The following is a 21,629-nucleotide window of genomic DNA, read 5'->3' as shown; positions in this document are numbered from 1 at the left end:
TTCCTCCAGACATAAAAAAGCCCACCAGAGCATCAGGCTCCGGTGGGCTTTATGGCGGTTTCGAGATTTGTAAGATTGGCTCAGGCCACAAGTGACATGGCTTGCTCTAATGCACGGTTCTTAACAGCGGCACCGGTTCCGAACCAGGCAGAATCCAGCCGGTGGTCAACGGTTTTGGCACGGCGCTGGTGGTCGATGAATTCCGTCACTGCATTTAGCAGCCCGTAGGCTGTGCCGTCCGATGAAGCCAACGTGGCGCCCATGCCTTCGCCTTCATAAAGGGACAGAGCTTTGGCCATAGATCGCTCGTTGGTTTTGCCAACACCACTTCCGGAGTCATCGGTGAATACCTTCAGGAAGTAGTTCCTGGCCTCCGAGGTCTTCACCTTTCGCTCACTCAGGGTCTTCAATCGGTACATGAAGTCGTCCCACGCACTGACCGAAATACCGAGCTGCTTCTTGACCAGGTCCGCATCAAAGGCGGTGTTGTGCTTCACCTTGACGGCGTTGGCAGTAGCGCCCTTCAAGGCGACGACGAGAGTGTTATTGCACACCACTCGAATACTGGTGAACTGAGCAGTGGTTGCCATGGTGCCGTCACAGGCGGTTGCCAGCAGCACGTATGCATTGGTCTGGTCGTTGCCCTTGAGCATGCCAGTTTGGCCGGTACGGGCGAGTGCCCACATTTTCCGGCCACCTTTCAGAACACCTGCAGTTTCCAGCTCAAAACCAGACACCTCCGTAAGATCCCGGTAGAACTCCAGGATTTCCTCGGGCTGGACCACCTTGAAACGGCTACCAACCACCGACAGCGGTGCCCTTGTATCGGAGCGGTAAAGCACCTTGGAATCCGGGTAGGACAGGATCTCGCCCAGAGTGCCGCCGGAATTGGTGACATAGCGGACCGGGCTTTCCTGAATCTGCCAGTCCAAACCGGCTTGCTTTGCCCAGACTTCCAAGGGCTGATTTGAGGTCAGTTCATTCCCCAGGCCATGCCATGGGGTTTGGCCAACATAGGCCATTTGCTCGATGAGATGAGCCATGGTTGTTCTCCTTTGAAATGCGCGAGGGGAATTAACGGATGTCGTCTGGGGAGTCAGGGTCGACACTGAAGGAATAGCCGCAATCAAGGCAGCGGTAGTTGTCGAGCACACGCTCATCGAGAACGTCGCCCAGGATTACACCAGCGGAAGCACCGGTTGCGCCGCCAAGCAACGCACCGATAACAGCACCGCCAATACCACCGACAGTCGCGCCTATCGGACCGCCGACGATTCCCAGGGCGGCACCGGCCTTAGCACCAGCGGTTGCTGCGGCAAAACCGCCATAGGTACCGGCAGACGCACCGACCACACCAGCGGTTTTCTTGCCGTAGTTGTTTTTGCTGATCCGGACGGATAGGCAGTTGGGGCATTTTTCAGACATTGGAATTACCTCTGTGAATTGGGAGGGGAGGCACAGTCAGTGCCTTGGTTCACAGAGGTGATATAGGTTTGAATTTTTTTTATTTGCGGACCGATCTGAACTTCCCAACTAAAAGAAATCCGCCAACCTGATATTGATATATGAGACAGCTTGCCAGAGCAGAGGCAGTCCGACGAACCCCTCCCTTTTGGTTTCTTTGAGTGGTTACTGGTATGTTGACCGACCAGTGGAGCGCACGCATCATTAAGGATCAACAATGCTAGCTGACCTTTTAAATTCCATATCCGTTAGAACCCCTTATCTCGTAATGAACAAGCTGGTTAGTTCAAAGGAACTGCCAACTGGCCACGGGTATGAAAAATTAAAAGCAAATATACTTGCGTTAAAGGGAGAGGAAAGAACCTCAGCTGAGCAAGACCTAACCTCTTTCTACGAAGAGCAAATCTTGGTTGGCGAAAAAGCCGTTGTTCTTTTAAATCAAACAGTTGACGGCTTTCGAGAAAGCCTCATCGAAGCATTCCGCGAGCTAGAGATACCTGAATCGACACCACAGAAGTTATTTCCGCTTTACCTACCACAAGCTGATTTATTATCGCTTGAAGACACACCGTACCTCTGCAGCATGCGGGAAGATGAGCAATATCTAAACGTCATATTCAGCTCCAAACGGTTTTTTACTGAGAGGGTCGAGGTTCCTTTAAGTGATATAAAAGAATCCGAAAAAGACGACTACTCGGGCTACGATGAGATCGTCGCGGTGCGACGGCACTATCAACAGTTTTTCGACGTAGTATCGATCCCTAAATTAGAGGGCCCTATCGAAATTCGCGTCGATGCCCCTGGATTGATGCCAAAAGCAGAGATAAACCGCGCAGTAGAGCAAATAGAAAAAGAGCTTTGGAGGCTCGGCAAGAATGCGGGCTTGGAGACGTCGACGCATTTGGAGAAAGTTAACCTCTTTCCACTTATCGATAAGATCTATGAATCGTCGACAGGGTCCATTTGCGAGCTTGGCTTCGTAACCGATAGTGGCGGCATAAAAACTGCTCGCATGCGCCGAATTGCAGATGACCTAAGGAACGAGGCGTATCACAAAGCTGGAAGTGAGAGCTCAGAAATTGTCCCATTCCGAATTGGCGTCCGCTGGCAAAGAAAAATGGCAGACGAACTATTTTCTAACCCGGAACTACTCATTCCTGGAAAGTTCCAACAGTTGAGTGCTCCGTCCAAAGAGAAACAGTATCATTGTGCTGTGAAGCGCTGCGTATCTCTTGAGGATTATCGATTCGTTCTCGACAAAATCAGCCAACTGATCAATTAGACGCAACTTATGACCCCTAGGGTGCTACAAAAGGTTATTGAGACCGACTGGGCTGAACAAGTGGAATTTTGTGCCGCTTGCCTGGCAGTAGTGGACTATGTCCACTCGACTCAAGAGCTTTCGCACCTAACTTTCGGCAAGATTCGAAGAATCGTTAAGAATGAAACGAAGATCGATCTATCTGAACGCGACCTTGTTTCCCTGACCGCCTATCTGTGCCGCGACGACCTCAGCGTACTGCAAGTTGGTTTTGAGTTCCTCGATGAAAATGAGGAGATCTTCCCCCTCTCTAAAGAAGATATCAGCCGTGCTGAACGCGAGCGATCGCTCCCCCACCCCCTGACAGGGGATATGATCGAGGACTTCAAAGACCAGATCCTCATTTTCTTTGAGCCGGGGGAGAGAATTGAGCGATAGCAATCTTAGAACTCTAGCGCAGTTAGAGGACGTTATAAGTTCTGGCGAGAAAGACGCTCAACCGAACTCGATAAAACAGTTTACCGCGTGTGACTTTCAGGAATTTCTTGAAGGCTTCTACGAGGCGCTTGATGACTGCCTGGAGGATTTGAGCACAGGCCCGCAATATTTTCAGCAAGATCATGTGGGGGAGGATCGCGTCACGTTTTTTCTGACCAAAATGTTGAAGCTAAGTGGATTTGCCGTGGAGAGGGACGAAAGAGCTGGAAATCCAGATCTTGTTCTATCTTGGAAAAAACATTCCTGGATCGGTGAAGCGAAAATATACAAAGGGCCGGCGTACCTGCTTGAAGGCTGGTTGCAACTCACAACTCGATATACATCAGGAACCTCGAGACAGAGTAACGGCGGCATTCTTGTGTATTTTTACGGTGAAGATGCACTTTCCGCCAGCCAGGCTTGGCAAAAGAAGCTTCAGGTTGAACAGGAGACCATCAACGTATCCAGCTGTCATCTTGACGCGCTCTCATTTAGAACTACCCATCCACATAGAAAATCAGGCTTACCTTTTTACGTTCGCCACTGTTTTGCATTATTGAAGCATGATCCCCAAGATCGTAGCGGCCGCACATGAATTTCTAGCTATCTATTAGGACACTACCTATTTAGTCGAGCCTAATGTGGGTAATTTTGTGGGTAACTCAGATGTCATATGCTAGTAATTTTTATATAAAACATATAGTTAAATGTATTATTAAGGTGACGCCGTCTCCACCAACTACCAAGAGAAAAGCCCCCGACTTCGGGGGCTTTTTTCGTTTACACCTCCCCAAAACCCCGCAACTTAACCCGTCATGGCCCGGCCAGCTTAAGCACCCGCTCCAGCATTGGATCCTTCCCCTCCTCGCGGCCCTTTCGGCCAAGGTAATGAAGACGGATATGGGGCGGGATGCCAACGTCCTCGTATACCTGGCCGTCATAGGCCCGGTAGATCTCGTTCGATAACGTCAGGTGCCAACCATTTGGCAGGTGGCGCTCAAGGGTATCGGAGAGGATGCCGTGGGTAGGCTCGCCAATCAGGGTGAGGCGGGGATGTTGCAGTAACGAAAGCACAAAGATTTCAGCGGCACTGGCCGTCAGCTCGCTGGTCAGCACAAACAGGTTGCCACGAAAGGTCTTGTTGGCAGGCGCGACATGAATGCTCTGCTTACCGGTAAACCCGCTGCCATGGCGGGCGGACTTGGTGAAAGCCAGGCGTTTGCGATCCAGCAGGTAGGCGGCAAACCGCAGCGCGACACCGTCATAACCGCCGCCATTGCCACGAAGGTCCACGACCACATTGGGAAGCTCGCCAATGTCGGCCAACACCTTCTGCATTATTCCGTCTACAGCGTTCAGGTCTGCTGCTGGCTGGCCGGTCTTGCCACTCTGGCCAGCCATCGCGCGGATATGAAGGTAGCCGATGGTTTCACTGAGTCGCCCCCACTCCACCAGCCGGTTGCCACCATGGGTTACACCATTCGCGAGATAGTCCTCATGGATGACATCGTGTAGCCATTCTTTCAGGTCACCCAGATAACTGGTGAGCTCCCGGTCATCGCTGGCGTCTTCCAACTCCCGTGTCAGCCGCTGGTATAGCGCGGGCTGGGCACCGGCGCTGAAGTGGCCCCAGGGTGTATGCAAACGGATATGGCCGTCCTTCAATGGCCGCAGCATGGCCGCCATGGTGGCGAACAAGGCTTCTCGTGAGCTGCCCGCGTGGATTTGCGGCCGATAGGTGCGATAGGCCTCGTCCCACGCCACGCCTTTGAGTTCAAAAAGAGCATACTGCTCGGCGAAGGTTCGCCAAAAGATCTCGAAGTTGTACTCCGGGTTCCTGGAGTCCTGCTTAAGGGTTTCAAAGGCACTTGTGGGTAATGCTTTCAGGCGCCGAAAGCCAATACGTGCCACACCACTGACACGGTGGGCACTGAATGCCTGTCCGCCAGGGGAGACCTCAAGGTCTTCATAATAATGACTGAGTTCATCGAGACTGCCCGCATAGAGCTTCCGGCAACTGATGGCGGTTTCTTCAAACAGGGTATACCGGTCGCTCTCGATCCACAGGACCTTGCCATAACCTTGCGAACGCCAGACACCCTGAAGGTTTTTGAAGACCGGGACAGAAGCAGCATGACTGTTCGGTTGGCTTTGCTTCATAGAGCACTCCAGGCCCGTTTGTGCGACGCTTGAAAGTATGGGCCATGCGTCCGGGACATCGTATGATCCTCACCAATAAAGAGTAGTCAGTGCAGCACTAAAAGGTAAGTGACCATCAACTTAATGGAGACTCAAGAATGTCGATACTGATTACGGGTGCCAATCGTGGCATTGGCAGCGCGCTGGCCACCGAGTGGCAAAGTGCGGGGGCAGCGGTTATCAAGACGGCCCGGAACTCCCCTGGCATGGAGCCGCTGGATGTTGCCGACCCGGCCAGTATCAAGGCATTGGCCCTGCGGCTTGAAGGCCAGCCAATATCCACCCTGGTCTGCAATGCCGGTGTTTCTCTGGATAAATTCGATGAGCTGGAAACAGGGTATGCTCCGGAACTCTGGGCACAGTCGTTTGCCGTCAATGTAACCGGTGTCTTTCTGGTGGTTCAGGCTCTTCTCCCCAACCTGCGGGCCAGCAGGGACACCGGCCACGCCCCGAAAATCGCGATCATTGCCAGCCAGATGGGTTCACAGAACGCACCGGCGGGAAACCGGTTCATTTACCGGTCTTCCAAAGCCGCAGCCATCAATCTCGGGCGCAACCTGGCGGTAAGTCTTGAGAATGAAGACATCGCGGTAGGTATCTACCATCCTGGCTGGGTTGCGACGGACATGGGAGGCGATTCAGCAGATCTGACATTGGAAGAAGCAGTACCTGGACTGCGCACCCAGATTGACAAGCTCACGATCTCCGAGACTGGATGTTTTAAATGCTGGGACGGGTCTGACTGTGAGTTCTGAGCACCTGAAGGATTTTGTCACCATTTGAAACAAAGCTGCTAACTCTCACCTTGGGCTAAACCTGCTACTATTACGACATACCTTGGGCACATGAGCATGCTATCTTTTGCCGGTGCCATTCCGAGTCAACAGTTCAAAAGCTCCTCCTTTCAGGGGCTTTGTTTTTGAAAGGATCCGGTTTTATGTCCAGCAAGGCCACGCAGACCCAAAAACTTTTGCTGTTCCGGCTGTCCGGTAATCGGTTGTTCGGTCTTGGCACACTGAAGATTCGGGAAATTCTTCCTTTCATGCACCTGACCAAGCTTCCCCACAGCCACCATGCGGTTATTGGTACGGCGACCTTCCGGGGCTCGGCGGTGCCGGTGATTGATATGGCCGCAGCGGTTGGCTATCCACCGTTAACCCGGGAGGAGCAGGAGAAGGCCTCGATCATCATCACGGATGTCCAGCGCCAGGAAATCGGCTTTCTGGTACGCGGCGTCCAGCAGATCATTGAGGCGAACTGGAAACATGTAACACCGCCACCCAAGGCCCTTGGCGAACGGGCGTTTATCACCGGCCTGCTGGATGTGGACGGGGATATCATCCAGTTGCTGGATGTCGAGTTGTTGCTGGCCAAGGTCTACCCGGAATCCCTCAACACAGACGACGTCATGCTCACCGACATTCAGAGCGGAACCCTCAAGTCACTCAACATCCTGCTGGTGGATGATTCCCAGGTGGCCCGAAAACAGTTGAGTGATGTGCTGGACCGCAAGGACATTTCCTACCAGGTCACGTCCAATGGTGACGAAGCCCTGCAGATCCTCCTGAGGGACGACGAACTGGGCCGTCCCATCGACATTCTGGTGAGCGACATTGAAATGCCAGGGCTGGATGGCTACGAACTCACGTTCAACATTCGGGACAACAACGCCCTGAAACAGCCCTATATCATCCTGCACACCTCACTGAACAGTGAGATGAGCCTGAGTTATGCCAATCAGGTGGGTGCCAATGAAGCGCTCACCAAGTTCGACGCAGAAGAACTGCTGCAGGCCATGTTGCGGGGCACCGAGCACGCCGGGTAACTAGCCCTGTGAGCTGAAACGCTGGTTCAGATTCTCGAAAAAGTCTTTGGTCTCGGCGCGAATCTCGGCCAGTTTGGCTTCCCAATCATTCTGGTAACGGCGGAACGTCTCGTCACTCAGTCGAGTGAAGCGCTCGCCGGTTTCGGCCAGGGTACGGCTCGCATCCGCCAGGTTTTCTATGGTGGGCTCGTCCAGCGCCTCCCCCTTGCTGTCCAGATCCCGCGCTGCCTGCTCCAGAATCACCCGATCTTCCGGCGGCGCCTGCTGGTCATCCTTGAGCGCTTCCTCCACCGACTCCTGAAGCTCCCTCATGGCGTCCTTCAGCGTCTCCCCGAAATCGTCCATTGCTTCCTGGGCGCGCCGGCGCATTTCAGAGGAGTAGTCGTCAAAGCTGCGGGCAAACTCATCCATGCGGGCTTCAAAATCGTCGGATGATGATGAGAAGCTCTCGGAAAGCTTCTCGCCCAGCTTGTTCAGTTCGCCCATGATGCCGCGAAACGGTGATGGGTTAAGAATCGCCTCGCCGGTGCGCTGGTAATCCACGAGCCAGCCATCAGGCTCCCGGACCAGATAGGTGACCAGCTCCAGCCGCTCCCCTTCAGAGGCATCTTCTGCCGGCAGGCGAGTCACGATGGTCGCTTCCCTGCCTTCAATGACCACCCGGCCGAACGATGGAACGGCGTTGGTCCAACTGCGTTTGTAGCCGTCGAACTGCGCCGATTCCGTCAGCGTGGAGAAATCCACCACATCGCTGGCGTCGTTATCGGCCATGGCCTGCCAGAAGGCTGCCGCGACTTCCTGCGGGCTTTCAGGGCTGCTGCAGCCCGCCAGGAAAGCAAATACGAAAGCAGTCATCAGCCCACGGAACAGGGAACGGGTCATTACCATAGATCCTTTGTGTTTACGTAAGGCCGTCATAATACACTGCCTAGAGCCGGCAGGTCAGTTCCGCCAGCTCCTCATCAAACACACGGCGGTTCTCACTGTAATCCACGGGAACGTCCACCAGGTGCACTCCGCCAGCAGCCAGGGCTGCTTTCAGGGTCGGTCGCAGATCTTCCGTGCGGGTAACGTGGTGACCGCTGGCCCCGTAGGACTCTGCGTACTTCACAAAGTCCGGGTTCTGGTAATCCAACCCGAAATTCTCAAAGCCTTCCTGGGACTGCTTCCACTTGATCATGCCGTAGGCGCTGTCATTGATAATCAGCACCACCAGATTAAGGTTCAGGCGCACGGCGGTTTCCAGCTCCTGGCTGTTCATCATGAATCCGCCGTCGCCACACACCGCCATAACCTTGAGCTCCGGGTACAGCATGGAAGCCATCATGGCACTGGGTAACCCTGCGCCCATGGAGGCAAGAGCGTTATCCAGTAACACCGTGTTGTTGTCGTACGCCGGGTAATTCCGTGCAAACCAGAGCTTGTACATGCCGTTGTCGAGGGCAATGATGCCGTCCTCGGGCATCACCCGGCGAACATCGTGAACAATACGTTGGGGAATGACCGGAAAACGGCCGTCCTCGGCACGATCCTGCAGATGCGCATCCACCGCCTGCTTGACCTCCATCAGGCCTGTGAAGTCGTGATTGGAACAGTGACCGCAGTTTTCAGCCATGTATTCCACGCTGTTGGCGATATCGCCCACCACTTCGTGCTGAGGGAAGTACACCGGGTCCACGTCGGCCGCACTGAAGTTGACGTGAATAACCTTCTTGCCGCCCGGTGTCATGAAAAATGGCGGTTTTTCGACCACATCATGACCAACGTTGATCACCAGATCTGCGCGGTCGATGGCGCAATGAACAAAGTCGCCAGCGGAAAGCGCGGCGTTACCCAGATACCCGGGATGCCGTTCATCAACAACACCCTTTCCCATCTGGGTGGTGAAGAAAGGAATGCCTGTTACGTTCACCAGATGGAGCAACGCCTGTGACACCCGCTTCCGATTGGCACCAGCGCCGATCATAATCACCGGGTGCCTGGCCTGGCGCAGCATGTCGCAGGCCATCTCCAGACTCTTCCCGCTGGCCGACGGCCTGCGAGCATCACTGGGTTTAAAGATGTGGGTATCTGGTCCCGGCGCCTCAGCGGCAATGTCCTCCGGCAGCTCCAGGTGTACTGCACCCGGGCGCTCTTCCGAGGCCAGCCGGAAGGCTTCACGTACCTTGGCAGGTATCGTATTGGCGTTACTGATCTGGCGGGTGTACTTGGTGAGCGGGCGCATCAGGTCCACCACATCCAGAATCTGGAACAGCCCCTGCTTGGAGGACTTGATAGGCTTCTGACCCGAAATCATCATCATTGGCATGGCGCCCAACTGGGCATAGGCCGCTGCCGTCACCAGGTTGGTGGCGCCCGGGCCCAAGGTGGAAAGGCAGATCCCGACCTGTCCGGTCAGGCGACCGTAGGTGGCGGCCATGAAACCCGCGGCCTGCTCGTGCCGATTCAGTACCAGTTGGATATTCGAGGTTCGCAGTGCCTCAAGAAAATCCAGATTCTCTTCGCCCGGTACTGCGAAAAGGTATTTTACGCCCTCATTCTCCAGGGCCTGAATGAACAGTTCTGCCCCGTTACGAGCCTTGGCGCGTTGCTGGTTTGCCATGGTTCTCTCCAACTGGTGGATTTGATACCGGGCATAGCATTGTCAGGCCATGCCGTTCTTAGCCATGGCTAACTATACGTCAATCAGAGGCAGTGGATTCCAGCATCATTCGGACAGCGGCGGTTCGGCCTGCAAAACCTCGGCAGGCAAGCGGTCTTCACCCCAACTGCGATAAACACCATCCACCACGCGCTTAAGCTCATCCTCGCCCACGTTCGCGGGTTCACCGCGTTCGAGCGGATCGTAGTGGAAAATATACAGGCGCGACGTGAATTGCTCAAACGGCAATGACGACTCTCCAAAGCGTTCGCCATAACCTGCCGTGCTCACCCGCACGTCGTCCCCCCAGTTCTGACCGCTGTCGTTGTTGGGGTTAAAGAAGTACACCCGCATCTGGCCTTCCGGGTCCAGCGTCACCCGCAGTATGGTTATAGCGTGCCAGCCAATAAACCGGGCAGCACTATCGGTTACGGCAATGCCCGCAGGTTGCGGATGGATCAGCGGCTGGTTGCCGTTGTAGTACGGATGATAGCTGGCGTAAAAATGCCGGATGAAGCCGTCCAGGTCGTCCAGCTTTCCGGTCGCCACATCCACGTTGATGGCAAAACCCCGACCGGCGGACCAGCCATGGAATTCGGGGTTAACCCATTTATGGGGATCCCCTTCCCGACCGGCAACCAGACGCCCCATTTCGGCGTAGATCCGGTCAAGATGAGGCACCACAACCAGCGATACCGGATCAAGATCCAGCGTCACTTCCGAGGCAACACCCCCAAGGCTGCGAGCCGATGACACCGGCTGACCCTCGAAGTGCATGATGATTTCATTATCCCGTGCCGCCCAGGCCACCATCTGCAAGAGATAGTCCGGGTCGTTGTAGGCCCACATGGAAAGTGCCCGGGCAGACTGACACGTAGGATTATTGCCCTGGCCTACCCCAAGCGGCTGCCCCAGCATGTTCAGAACACCCTGAATCAGCCAGGCACCCGGCTGTGGCTGATAGCCATACGCAAGCTCAAGCCGCTCGCGCGCCTCCGGACACAGCGACAAACGGGCCTGGCGCCAGAGTGCCGGGGCGACGGGAGGCTGATAAAGAATGCCTCGCTCAAGCAGCAGTGCCAGCCCATAGAGCCCCTGAGCCGTTTCCGGATATACGCCCTCACTGATCAGGGTATGCACCAGTTCGCGATAGCACAGCAGGCAATCACGTCCTGTGCTTGATAAACCCAGCGCTTCGCCCAGCAGGGCGCCCTGATCTTCAAGGATGAACCGGACAAAGGAAGCATGGTAGGGCGACACCAGACCCGTGTCGTGCATAGCCCGGGCAAAACCGGTTGCCTCATTCTGCAGCGCCTGCGCGTCCATGGACTCCAGGCGCTGCTCGTACACCACCGTACCCGGGTCTTCGCTGCAGGCGCGGGTTGGTCCGTAAAGACTGGAAATCAGGCGATCCGCGCCACGGCCCGCCCCCCCAAGATCGGCATCAGGCTCGGCCCGGCAAATAGCAATCTGGGTGATCATCTTGCGGACATCCGTCACCTGGATCGGACGTTGCTGCAGAATGCGCCAAATTTCCTCAATAAGGCTGTCGATGACATGCTCGTAGCCAATGTGATGGGCCACGTACTGCACCAGGGCCTGACTGATCAGAGAAAGCTTACCCTGCTCCCGCTCGGCTTCACCGGTCATACCAAACAGCAAACCGAGATTGATGGCGAGCACTTGGGTCAGGTAATGATGTGCCTGCTCCACCGAAACCGACGGATGCAGATAGAAACCGCGAGCCACCGCCAGCAGGCGGAGCTCGCTGAAAGCCTCAATGACCACCGTGTCTGCGCTCTGACTCTGCAGCGAATAGGTGGTCAATGCAGGCAACAGGATGCTGGGTTCGGCCCAGTCGGTGCCGGCGAAAACGCCGGCCTCCTCCAGGCGCCTGGCGCGTTCCTCAATAATACGGCAGCCCTCGGGCTGCAAGAGAACCCTGCGGGCAATATCAAGCACGCGTGGAAGCTTGCCGGCCTTGGCAAACGACCGGCTTTCTTCCATCGCGACAATCGCTTCATCCAGTCTCTCCACCAGCTTGTCAAAGTTGACCGCTGGTGGCGGGCTGCCCGGTTGGTGATCGCTCAAACGACTTTCCTCAGGGCCTGCACCAAACCCAGTTGTTGTTAAGACAGCTCCCGATTATACATAGAAATCGAGTTCTTCCTGATGTTTCAGGAGATCTCTCATAACGTATGGATCCTCACCGAAGAAATACACCAGCCCCCAATGCGTACCGAATGCAGTCCGCTTGGTGACAGTCTCCTCCAGCGGCGGTGTCAGCTCGTGAGACTCGAAATACTCGTGATTCTCGGTCTCTTCCGGGATTTCCAACTTGCTGACCACCCGACGACGCGGGTAAACACCGAAGCAGCCGGCATAGCCTTTGGCATCCACAACCTCTTTCGGGAAGAACGCTTTCACTTCTTCCTCAGTGGTCTTTGGATCAAAAGTCATGATCATGCCCTGGTAGGCGTTGAAACCATACGCGCGTTCAAGCAGCTCAAACACCTTGAAGCCCGGCGGGCGATACGCCACTTCACCAAAGTACATGGTCCTGTCACTGGTCACGAAATACTCGGGGTGGATGAAACCAAACTCAATGTCGAAAGTCTTGATCAGCTTTTCGATTTCGCCCCGGATCTGGTCCCGATACTTTTCAAGGTCCGGTGTTGCCGGAACAAACACGGAATACCCCAGAGTCACGTACTCGGAGATGTTCAGGAAAGCGATCTTGCCGTTGTGAATCCAGGCTTCTACCGCAAACTCCCATCCGTCCAGGTGGGATTCCATCAGCACCGGAAACTCTTCTTCGGGGATGGTGTCGACCTCATCCGGCGTACGAATAACCCTGTGACCGAGGCAACCGGCCTTGTCAAATGCCTTGAGGTGAATCGGGTCGTTCGGGTCGCCATCCAGCTTCAGCAGGGTCTGATTTACCCGTTTAAGGAAGCGGATCACGTCGCCTTTGTCGTGGGCTTCCTCAAAGATGCCTACCCGGATGCCGCCGAGCTGGGCACGACGCTTCATCAAGGCCTTGTCGCGCAGCAACATGGCCTGACCGAACAGACGCGGCTTGTCCATGAGGACCGAGTTGATCGCACCCGCCCACTCGACGGTTTCCTCAAACAGGGGAATGGCCACATCCACGCCCATGTCTTTGAGGGTCTGGGCGATTTCAACGGATCGGTCGTTAAGGCGCTCGAAGTTCCACGGTACGTAGGGGATGTCGTGCTCTTTGCAGTAAGCTTCGGCCCAGTCCGGAGCGACAACGACATAACGTCGGTCGAACTTGTCTGCGGCTTCGACGGCGTTGAGACTCCAACCAAGGAGTGCAACGTACCCCTTGTCCGGATTGTACTTATGCTCGCTCATAGGCTCTCTCCTTTGCTTGGGGTGTCTATTTACCCTACGCGTTAACTGAAAAATCGCAAACTAGACTGGCCAAAAAACAAAAAAAGCACTTAGCGTGCCGGTTTTAAACCCGCCACACTCAGTGCTTCAATGTCTTATATATCGATTAGTAATATCAGGCCAACTTAAGGGCCGAGAGGGTCCGCTCTCGCACTTTCAGCAGCAGCTGCTCATCATTTACCAGCGACTGACCGTACGAGGGCACCAGTTTTTTCATCCGTTCCTGCCATTCGGCGGTCTTGAAACTCTCAGGGAAACAGCGCTCAAGTACGGTAAGCATGGCATTAGCCGCAGTGGAGGCGCCAGGCGATGCTCCCAGCAGGGCTGCCAGCGTGCCGTCTTTGGCCGCTACAATCTCTGTACCGAACTCCAGCTTGCCGCCACCACCGTCAATCTGCTTGATAATCTGGACCCGCTGGCCAGCCATCTTCAGCTCCCAGTCTTCCTCGCGGGCATCCGGGAAAAAGTTACGCAGCGCGGCAACACGATCGCTATGGGACTGGAACACTTCGCCAATCAGATACCGTGTAAGGTCCATGTTGCTCTTGCTCACCGACAACATCGGGCGCAGATTGGTTGGCTTCACGGAACCAAGCAGATCAAAAACCGAACCCTGTTTCAGGAAGCGGGTGGTAAAGCCGGCAAATGGGCCAAACAGCAGGGCCGGTTCGCCGTTGATGATCCGGGTATCCAGATGTGGCACCGACATGGGAGGCGCGCCAATCGGGGCTTTACCATAGACCTTGGAGTGATGTTGTTCGACGACTTCCGGTTTGCGACACACCAGCCATTGACCACTGACCGGGAAGCCACCGTATCCCCGAGCCTCCTCAATGCCGGATTTCTGCAACATCGGCAGGGCACCGCCACCAGCGCCAAGAAATACAAAACCGGCTTCAAGCTTGGTCAGCTCTCCGGTTTTCTGGTTTTTCACCCGCACCTTCCAGCGACCATTGTCGCGCTGGTCGATATAGTGCACCGGGCTGCTCAGCATCAACTCAAAGTTGGGCTGGCTTTCCAGGTAGCTCACCATGCTTCGGGTCAGCGAGCCGAAATCGACATCGGCACCATGCCTGATGCGAGTGGCAGCCACAGGTTGCATCGGATCCCGGTGCTTGACCACGAGAGGCATCCACTGCTCCAGCTCTTCCGGGGATTCCGTGTATTCCATTTCCCGGAACAGATGGTGGGCACTCAAGCGCTCGAACCTCTGTTTCAGGAACGCCACATCCTTCTCGCCCCAGACAAAGCTCTGGTGCGGGGTGCGGTTAATGAATGTCTTGGGGTCCGGCAGCATGCCCTGTTCGACCAGATACGACCAGAACTGAAGCGAAACTTCGAACTGGGCGTTTATCTGGAGCGCCCGGTCGATGGCAACGTCGCCATCGTCGGTTTCTGGGGTGTAATTCAGCTCACAGTAGCCGGCGTGACCGGTGCCTGCATTATTCCATCCGTCCGTGCTTTCATGGGCAACGTGGTCAAGACGCTCCACCATGACGATGTCCAGGGACGGGTCGAGCTGCCTGAGCATCATGCCGAGGGTGGCGCTCATGACGCCACCGCCGACCAGCACTACATCTGCCTGTCTAGCGGCCATTGGTTTATACCCTAGCTAGTATTGAACCTGTTTACCCCTCCACGATCAGCAGAGAGGCCTGTCGGAAGCCGGTCGAGCGCAAGGTAAAAGGCACTGCCGTTTACTTCCTGTCTGAAATTGGGAGCAATTATCCCGATTTTCATCGAAATAATAAATTGAGTATGTCAATCATTGCAGCCGGAATCGCGACGGCCATGATTTACCTTATGCCTGCCACTTACGGACAGTGGCCCGACAAGGTTCAAAGGTCTAAAATCTTGCGGCGAATTTTTCTTCGGCCAACTCCGGCCTTTGTTTCTGAAAACCTGGACGGGATTTCCCCAATGTCTTCCCTTGAAGCTGTTCTGATTACTCTTGCTGTTCTGGCGCTCCTCGGCGTCATTTTTGAAGAGGTCACCCACGTCAACAAGGCCAAGGTAACCCTGTTCTTTGGCACGCTGAGCTGGATTCTTCTGTTTCTGGCCAGCGGCAGTGAAGAGGAAACCGCCTCGATTTCCAAAGGCCTTTCCGAAAGCATTGCTGAAATAGCGGGCCTGTGGCTGTTCCTTGTCGCGGCCATGACCTTCGTCGCTTACCTGAACAAAAAGGGAATGATCGAAAACCTCATCTATCTGATCATGCCGAAACAGGTAAACGAACGGAAACTGCTGTTCCTGACCGGTCTTTTCTGTTTTATTTTCTCCTCTTTGGCAGACAATATCACCGCTACGTTAGTCTCATGCTCCCTGATCCTCTCCCTTGATCTTGAGCTGAAAAAGCGTCTTCAGTTCATCACGCTGGTGGTTTTTGCGGTGAACTCAGGAGGTGTGTCACTGATTACCGGCGACGTCACCACGCTGATGATTTTCCTCGCCGACAAGGTGGAAATACTGACTTTGCTGACTCTGGCGGTACCTGCTTCACTGACCGTTTTCGTGCTCGCGATATTCCTCTCCAGGGGCCTGACAGGCACCGTCACCCTGCACTCCACAAAAACTGAAATCCGACCCGTAGATGCTGTGATCAGCGGGCTCTTTTTGTTAACAATCCTGTGTACCATTGCCAGCAACGCTCTGTTCAGTGTTCCACCGGTTCTGACCTTCCTTTTCGGGCTTTCCATCATGTTCCTGGTCTCCCGATTCATGAGCGATGACAATGACCTGGACCCGATTCTGGAATACATACGGGTCATCGAGTTTGAAACACTGCTGTTCTTCCTCGGCATACTCCTGCTGGTTGGCATGCTCAAAGAAATACATGCACTGGATTCCTTCGTAGCTATTTATGATGTAATGCCGCCCCTCTATGCAAACTACCTGATGGGCATTTTCTCGGCGGTCATTGATAACGTTCCATTAACCGCAGCCCTGCTCAAGGCCGGCATTGAGATGAGCCCTGGTGAGTGGATGGGGCTGACCTATGCCGTGGGCGTTGGCGGTTCACTGCTGATTATCGGCTCCGCTGCCGGCATTGTGGCCATGAGCAAGATTGAGGGGCTGACCTTCGGCCGCTATATGCGGTATCTTGCCCATCTTTTGGCGGCCTATACCCTGGGTTACGCTGGCGTCTACATGCTCGGGCGCTTCATCAACTGAGGTTTTTCTATGGTTATGGCAATTGGTGCCATCCTGGCCGGCCTTGTGCTGCTGGTCTGGAGTGCCGACAAGTTCGTGGAAGGCGCTGCGGCGACTGCCAAGCACCTGGGCATGCCCGCCCTGCTGATAGGCATGGTGATTATCGGCTTTGGCACCTCCGCTCCGGAGCTTGCGGTTTCCGCAATGGCTGCAGCCGACGGCAACCCGGGCCTGGCCCTGGGTAACGGTTACGGATCCAACATTACCAATATTGCCCTGATCGTCGGTCTCACGGCGGTGATCGCTCCTATTGCGGTGCACTCCCAGGTGATCCGAAAAGAACTGCCCTTGTTGGTGGTATTGACACTGATTGCCGGCGCGCAGCTAATCGACGGAGAACTGTCCCGGCTTGATGGCTGGGTGTTACTGGCCGTCTTCGCCGCGGTGATGGGCTGGTCTATTTACCAGGGCATGCAAGGCAAATCCGACGGCCTTGCAAGCGATGCGGATGCGGAAATCATTGCCCACCCCATGCCACTGAAAACCGCCGTCATATGGCTGGTGGTTGGCTTGATCCTGCTGGTTGTCAGCTCACGTCTTCTGGTCTGGGGCGCGGTTTCCATTGCTCAAAGCCTGGGCGTGAGTGACCTTGTTATCGGGCTGACTATTGTCGCTATTGGCACGTCACTGCCTGAGCTGGCTTCAGCCCTGGCGGCGGTCAAAAAGAACGAGCATGACCTGATCCTCGGCAACATTCTGGGCTCGGGAATCTTCAACACCCTGGCGGTGGTCGGGCTGGCCGCAGTAATCGAGCCATTGGCGGTGGATCCGGAGGTCCTGTACCGGGACTGGATGTTGATGCTGGCACTGACTGTCGGGCTTTTGGTGATGGGTTTTGGCCTCACAGGCTGGAAAAAAGTCATCAGCCGCGTCGATGGCGCCGTTCTGCTTCTGGTTTATGTGACCTACACCGGATACCTCCTGTCCACCGTGGTATCCGCTTCTGCAGCCTGACCCCGCTTTATCAAAGTGTGAGGCTGAGTTATTCAGCCTCACCACTCCCCGGCATAACTTCAGGCCACCGCTTCCGGCCAATCAGGGCATTACAAAAACAGCGTTAATAAAGACGCCGTGAATGGCCCGTCTTCAGTTGATCATTTATCAATCAGCTCCTATAAGTAATAAGGATATTGCCTGCTGCGGAGGGTCCGCGGCAATGGCCTCACCGTCCGAAAACAAACTATCCAAGGAGACGGATCATGAAACAGGAAGCAACTCTCCAGCGGGGCCGGAACGTTCCCGGCCTGGAGAACCCCGGAAGACGAAGCCTTTTGGTTGGCAGTGCAGGCGCCATGGCAGCAGTCAGCCTGCTCGGGCTCACTCCTTTAGCGAAGGCAGAGGAACCCAAAACCTTGCCTGACTATGCGGCGTGGAAAGACCGCAGCGCGCTGATCGTCCATAGCGCCAACACCATGGAAACCCAGCGCGGCGCAATCGGTAACGGCGTTTTGACACCTAGTGACCGACTGTTTGTGCGTAACAACCTGCCTGCACCTCCCGAGTCCATCGTTGCTGACCGCGATGCCTGGGAAGTGCGCATTGAGGGCGTAAAAAACCCCAAAACCCTGACCATCGGAGATTTAAAGAAAATGGGCGTTACCACCGTCGCATCGGTACTGCAGTGCTCTGGCAACGGTCGCGCCTTTTTCCCCCACGGCGCCAGCGGCACGCAATGGTCCGTGGGTGCGGCCGGCTGTGTCATGTGGACCGGAGTACCGCTGAAAGATGTGGTTGACACGCTCGGCGGCCCTGCAGAAGGCACCAGGTACATAACCAGCACCGGTGGTGAAGAGCTGCCCGACGGGCTGGACCCGAAAACGGTTATGGTGGAACGGTCGGTGCCAGTTCGGGCCATGGATCACGCCCTGCTTGCCTGGGAAATGAATGACGAACCACTACCCCTGACCCACGGTGGACCACTGCGAATGGTAGTTCCCGGCTACTATGGCGTGAATAACGTGAAGTACGTTAAAAACGTCGCCTTTACCGAGGGCCAGACTACCGCGAAGATTCAAGCCTCAGGCTATCGCATTCGGGATATCGGCAAGAAGGGCGCACCAGACCAGCCGTCCATGTGGGAAATGAACGTGAAATCCTGGGTGACCGCACCGCTCACCAACACCGCAAGCGGCCGCAACATGATTTATGGTGTTGCCTTTGGCGGCACCGTTGATCTGGAAAAGGTCGATGTTTCGCTGGATGGCGGAAAAACCTGGAAACAGGCCCGTTTCCTCGGCCCAGACCTTGGCCCGAATGCCTGGCGCCCGTTTGTCATGGCTGCCGACCTGTCACCGGGTGAATACCGTGTTGTCAGCAAGGCCACTGATGTAAAGGGCAACTCTCAGCCCGAAGGTCGCACGGAAAACGAACGTGGTTATGGCCACAATGGCTGGAATGACCACGGCGTAACCATCACTGTCGGATGAACCGGGCGGGGGGCCAGAGCCAAGGTTCCAGGCGGCCCCCTGCCATACAGACCGGAAACAATTCATGAAAAGACGAGAACCGATAATGTTCCTGGTGGCCGGTTTGCTGGCGACCAGTGCCACGGCAGGCGATCTTGCAGAACGTGGAAAGCAGGTTTTTACTCAGGAAGCCCAACCGTCCTGCACTATCTGCCACACACTGTCAGATGCGGGCGCATCAGGTGAGATTGGCCCCAACCTGGACGAACTGGCACCGTCTGAGGATCAGGTCCGAAATGCAGTCACCAGTGGAGTAGGTATTATGCCGGCTTTCAGTGAATCGCTTTCGGAAGAGCAGATCAATGCCGTGGCGCGCTACATTTCCTCGGTAACCGGTGGCAAGCCATAAAAAAACGGGGCGCAAAGCCCCATTTCCAGTATCAGCCGTTTTCCCGGAAAACCATTGCGATGGAGTTCAGGCAGTAGCGCTGACCACTCGGTGGCGGACCGTCGGGGAACACATGTCCCAGGTGGCTGTCGCAGCGAGGGCAACGGATCTCGGTGCGCATCATGCCCATACTGTTATCTTCCAGGTAGCGGATGTGCTCCGGGTCAAACGGCTGAAAGAAGCTGGGCCATCCGGTGCCGGAATCAAACTTCGAGTCCGAACTGAATAACGGCAAATCACACAGACGACAGTGGTATACACCGGCCTGCTTATTGTCCAGCAGCGTTCCGCAGAACGGGTGTTCGGTACCGTGATCAAGCAGCACCGTACGCTCTTCCGGCGTGAGATCCGCCGCCTTCTCATCAATTTCCGCTTTCGTCAGCGGTGTCAGGTCATAACCTGCTGCAGAAACACTCATGGTTTACCCCTTCAGGCCATGTTGTCGGAGTTGTCGTCGTTCGCATATTCCGGTTTCAGCCGATCCCCATAGCGATCGACCAGCTTTTCCATTTTCGGAGCCGCGACCGCCATGATGTATGGCTGGTATGGGTTCCGGGCGGCAAAGTTCTGGTGATACGCCTCAGCCGGATAGAAGGTCTCCAGCGGTTCCAGAGTGGTAACGATAGGAGCCTCATAGACACCGCCCGCATCCAGTTGATGAATATAGGCCTCGGCAACCAGTTGCTGATCCGGCGTTTCGAAAAAAATCGCCGATCGGTACTGGGTGCCCCGGTCATTCCCTTGCCGGTTCAGTTGGGTCGGGTCGTGGGCGACCGAGAAAAAGACCTTGAGCAATTCACCAAAACTGACCTTCGAAGGGTCATAGTGAATATCCACCGCTTCGGCGTGGCCGGTCGTCCCGGTACAAACCGCTTCGTAATTCGCGGTATCGGCATCACCTCCCGCATAGCCGGATTCCACTTTCTGGACACCGTCCATAGCCAGGAATACCGCTTCGACACACCAGAAGCAGCCTCCAGCGAGGACGAGTCGAGCTTCGCCACCTGCTTGCGCCAGATCCCGTTCGGGATCGGGAAAACGGCTTCGGGGCACGCTCAGCCCGGGAATATCACATGATGTCGCCATGTTGCCCTCGAATCTCAAGATGTATGTGTTGGGATCTTTCTTGTCGTGAATTGTGGCTGTTACGCTGCCGTTTTGCCAATGGCATAGTGCTATACGAAAACATGAACATTATGTCTTTACGGTTGCATCCCCCGGAGGCGTATCCATAATGAAACACAGGGTTTGCAACAAACTTCATTGGCAGTCGCCCGCTCCGCATATCAGGGAAAAAAAATGACGGCAAGGGCCCGAACACCTGAAAACCAGGATGAACTCCTGGAGTATCGCCTGAGCCTCCGGCTCGGTCCCGTTCATGCCCGCCAGCGCCTGGGCATAGAACAGGAAGCGGACGCCATGATTTTCGGCCGGGACCATACCTCTTTCCACCTGGAGAATCTGGCCACTGCTCCGGGTTTTATTCGCTTTTGCCTGAAGCTCGTCGGCCTTTATGGCCGGGCCCAGAACAACAGCCGGCAGATCCACACCGTCCACAACCGTTTCCACCTGACCGACTTGCCAGCCGCGTTTGAAGGGTTTCGCATCCTGCATCTCACCGATCTCCACGTGGACATGGATGAAGCAAACCTGCAGGCCGTCATCCGGAAAATTGAGCCACTGGAGTACGACCTGTGCGTTCTCACCGGTGATTACCGGAAACTGACCTGGGGCCCCATAGATGAGGCTCTGAGTGGCATGGCCCGGCTGCGGGACGCTATTCGCGGCAAAACCTTCGCGGTTCTGGGCAATCACGACAGCATCCGCATGGTGCCAGCGCTCGAAGACATGGGCTACTCACTTCTGATGAACGAAATGGCACCCATCGAGCACAAAGGAGAGCACGTTTACCTGTCAGGAGTGGACGACGCTCACTTTTACAAAGCCCATAATCTTCACAGGGCCGGGGACAACATTCCCGCCGGAGGTATCAGCATTCTGCTCAGCCACACCCCTGAAATATGGCGCGAAGCGGCCCACGCCGGCTACGACATTTTTCTCTGCGGCCATACCCACGGCGGGCAAATCTGCCTGCCCGGCGGCATTCCCGTTACGCTGGACTCGGACTGCCCGCGCAACCTTGGCCGGGGTTACTGGCGAGTCAATGGCATGCACGGCTATACCTCGCCGGGCTCGGGCACATCTGTGATTAATGTCAGGCTCAACTGCCCTCCAGAAGTCACCATACACACCCTGACCCGCGGACCGGCGTAATCTTCGCG

Annotated in this window: 20 protein-coding genes; 10 read left to right on the top strand and 10 right to left on the bottom strand. The window is 55.5% G+C overall.

The window, feature by feature from the left end; genetic code table 11:
- Window positions 1-80: 80 nt before the first annotated feature.
- Both BKP64_RS18080 and BKP64_RS18075 read right to left on the bottom strand, forming a co-directional pair.
- On the bottom strand, window positions 81-1,043 hold the full coding sequence (locus BKP64_RS18080; protein WP_070973152.1) for a DUF932 domain-containing protein: 963 nt from the start codon (window positions 1,041-1,043) through the stop codon (window positions 81-83).
- A 31-nt stretch (window positions 1,044-1,074) separates the two neighbouring features.
- Entirely contained in the window at window positions 1,075-1,425 is a 351-nt protein-coding gene (locus BKP64_RS18075; protein ID WP_070973149.1) for a hypothetical protein, read from the bottom strand.
- Window positions 1,426-1,681: 256 nt separating this feature from the next.
- Here BKP64_RS18075 and BKP64_RS18070 point away from each other — a divergent pair, with 256 nt between their 5' ends.
- Genes BKP64_RS18070 through BKP64_RS18060 form a run of 3 tightly spaced genes read left to right on the top strand, consistent with a single transcriptional unit; the run spans window position 1,682 to window position 3,797 of the window.
- Window positions 1,682-2,746 (top strand): hypothetical protein, encoded by a 1,065-nt coding sequence (locus tag BKP64_RS18070; RefSeq protein WP_070973147.1) that lies wholly within the window; start codon window positions 1,682-1,684, stop codon window positions 2,744-2,746.
- Window positions 2,747-2,755: 9 nt separating this feature from the next.
- Window positions 2,756-3,163: a hypothetical protein gene (locus tag BKP64_RS18065; protein WP_070973145.1), complete on the top strand. Its 408-nt coding sequence runs from the start codon at window positions 2,756-2,758 to the stop codon at window positions 3,161-3,163.
- A complete protein-coding gene (locus BKP64_RS18060; RefSeq protein ID WP_070973143.1) occupies window positions 3,153-3,797 on the top strand; it encodes a hypothetical protein in 645 nt (214 codons plus the stop codon). The genes BKP64_RS18065 and BKP64_RS18060 overlap by 11 nt, the downstream gene beginning before the upstream one ends.
- 218 nt (window positions 3,798-4,015) lie before the next feature.
- Here the strand turns inward: BKP64_RS18060 and BKP64_RS18055 are convergent, their stop codons facing one another.
- Window positions 4,016-5,362: a S41 family peptidase gene (locus BKP64_RS18055; protein ID WP_070973141.1), complete on the bottom strand. Its 1,347-nt coding sequence runs from the start codon at window positions 5,360-5,362 to the stop codon at window positions 4,016-4,018.
- 137 nt (window positions 5,363-5,499) lie between these two features.
- Between BKP64_RS18055 and BKP64_RS18050 the strand changes: the two genes are divergently transcribed.
- Together BKP64_RS18050 and BKP64_RS18045 are read left to right on the top strand one after the other, a co-directional pair.
- Window positions 5,500-6,156, top strand: coding sequence for an SDR family NAD(P)-dependent oxidoreductase (locus tag BKP64_RS18050; RefSeq protein ID WP_070973139.1), 657 nt, complete (start codon window positions 5,500-5,502; stop codon window positions 6,154-6,156).
- Between the two features lie 182 nt (window positions 6,157-6,338).
- The gene (locus tag BKP64_RS18045) at window positions 6,339-7,226 is read left to right on the top strand and encodes a chemotaxis protein (RefSeq protein ID WP_070973137.1); all 888 of its coding nucleotides are present in this window, start codon (window positions 6,339-6,341) and stop codon (window positions 7,224-7,226) included.
- On the opposite strand, the gene BKP64_RS18040 is transcribed toward BKP64_RS18045, so the two are convergent.
- From BKP64_RS18040 to mqo, 5 genes are all read right to left on the bottom strand, one after another.
- Complete coding sequence (locus tag BKP64_RS18040; protein ID WP_070973135.1) at window positions 7,227-8,108, bottom strand: periplasmic heavy metal sensor; 882 nt, start codon at window positions 8,106-8,108, stop codon at window positions 7,227-7,229.
- A 46-nt stretch (window positions 8,109-8,154) separates the two neighbouring features.
- Window positions 8,155-9,828, bottom strand: coding sequence for an acetolactate synthase large subunit (locus BKP64_RS18035; RefSeq protein WP_070973133.1), 1,674 nt, complete (start codon window positions 9,826-9,828; stop codon window positions 8,155-8,157).
- Window positions 9,829-9,933: 105 nt separating this feature from the next.
- Window positions 9,934-11,958 carry a hypothetical protein gene (locus BKP64_RS18030; protein ID WP_070973131.1) on the bottom strand — a complete coding sequence of 675 codons (2,025 nt, stop codon included), beginning with the start codon at window positions 11,956-11,958 and terminating at the stop codon, window positions 9,934-9,936.
- 54 nt (window positions 11,959-12,012) lie between these two features.
- On the bottom strand, window positions 12,013-13,245 hold the full coding sequence (locus BKP64_RS18025; RefSeq protein WP_070973129.1) for an ATP-grasp domain-containing protein: 1,233 nt from the start codon (window positions 13,243-13,245) through the stop codon (window positions 12,013-12,015).
- A 154-nt stretch (window positions 13,246-13,399) separates the two neighbouring features.
- A complete protein-coding gene (gene mqo / locus BKP64_RS18020; protein ID WP_070973127.1) occupies window positions 13,400-14,881 on the bottom strand; it encodes a malate dehydrogenase (quinone) in 1,482 nt (493 codons plus the stop codon).
- Between the two features lie 323 nt (window positions 14,882-15,204).
- Between mqo and nhaD the strand changes: the two genes are divergently transcribed.
- The 4 genes from nhaD to sorU all read left to right on the top strand — a co-directional run bounded on the left by nhaD (window position 15,205) and on the right by sorU (window position 19,308).
- On the top strand, window positions 15,205-16,455 hold the full coding sequence (nhaD, locus tag BKP64_RS18015; RefSeq protein ID WP_070973772.1) for a sodium:proton antiporter NhaD: 1,251 nt from the start codon (window positions 15,205-15,207) through the stop codon (window positions 16,453-16,455).
- Window positions 16,456-16,464: 9 nt separating this feature from the next.
- Window positions 16,465-17,448: a calcium/sodium antiporter gene (locus BKP64_RS18010; RefSeq protein WP_198402627.1), complete on the top strand. Its 984-nt coding sequence runs from the start codon at window positions 16,465-16,467 to the stop codon at window positions 17,446-17,448.
- Window positions 17,449-17,693: 245 nt separating this feature from the next.
- Window positions 17,694-18,920 (top strand): SorT family sulfite dehydrogenase catalytic subunit, encoded by a 1,227-nt coding sequence (gene sorT / locus BKP64_RS18005; protein WP_070973125.1) that lies wholly within the window; start codon window positions 17,694-17,696, stop codon window positions 18,918-18,920.
- A 64-nt stretch (window positions 18,921-18,984) separates the two neighbouring features.
- Window positions 18,985-19,308, top strand: coding sequence for a SorU family sulfite dehydrogenase c-type cytochrome subunit (sorU, locus tag BKP64_RS18000; protein ID WP_083329259.1), 324 nt, complete (start codon window positions 18,985-18,987; stop codon window positions 19,306-19,308).
- A gap of 31 nt (window positions 19,309-19,339) precedes the next feature.
- Here the strand turns inward: sorU and msrB are convergent, their stop codons facing one another.
- Together msrB and msrA are read right to left on the bottom strand one after the other, a co-directional pair.
- A complete protein-coding gene (gene msrB, locus BKP64_RS17995; protein ID WP_070973123.1) occupies window positions 19,340-19,765 on the bottom strand; it encodes a peptide-methionine (R)-S-oxide reductase MsrB in 426 nt (141 codons plus the stop codon).
- A gap of 11 nt (window positions 19,766-19,776) precedes the next feature.
- Window positions 19,777-20,433 (bottom strand): peptide-methionine (S)-S-oxide reductase MsrA, encoded by a 657-nt coding sequence (gene msrA, locus BKP64_RS17990; RefSeq protein ID WP_070973121.1) that lies wholly within the window; start codon window positions 20,431-20,433, stop codon window positions 19,777-19,779.
- A gap of 213 nt (window positions 20,434-20,646) precedes the next feature.
- On the opposite strand from msrA, the gene BKP64_RS17985 reads away from it, so the two are divergent.
- Window positions 20,647-21,621, top strand: a complete 975-nt coding sequence (locus BKP64_RS17985) for a metallophosphoesterase (RefSeq protein WP_070973118.1) — start codon at window positions 20,647-20,649, stop codon at window positions 21,619-21,621.
- Window positions 21,622-21,629 lie beyond the last annotated feature (8 nt).

It is taken from the genome of Marinobacter salinus, from assembly GCF_001854125.1.
Lineage (GTDB): Bacteria > Pseudomonadota > Gammaproteobacteria > Pseudomonadales > Oleiphilaceae > Marinobacter > Marinobacter salinus.
Note: the sequence above shows the minus strand (reverse complement) of the source record. Positions and strands in the feature narration are given on the sequence as shown.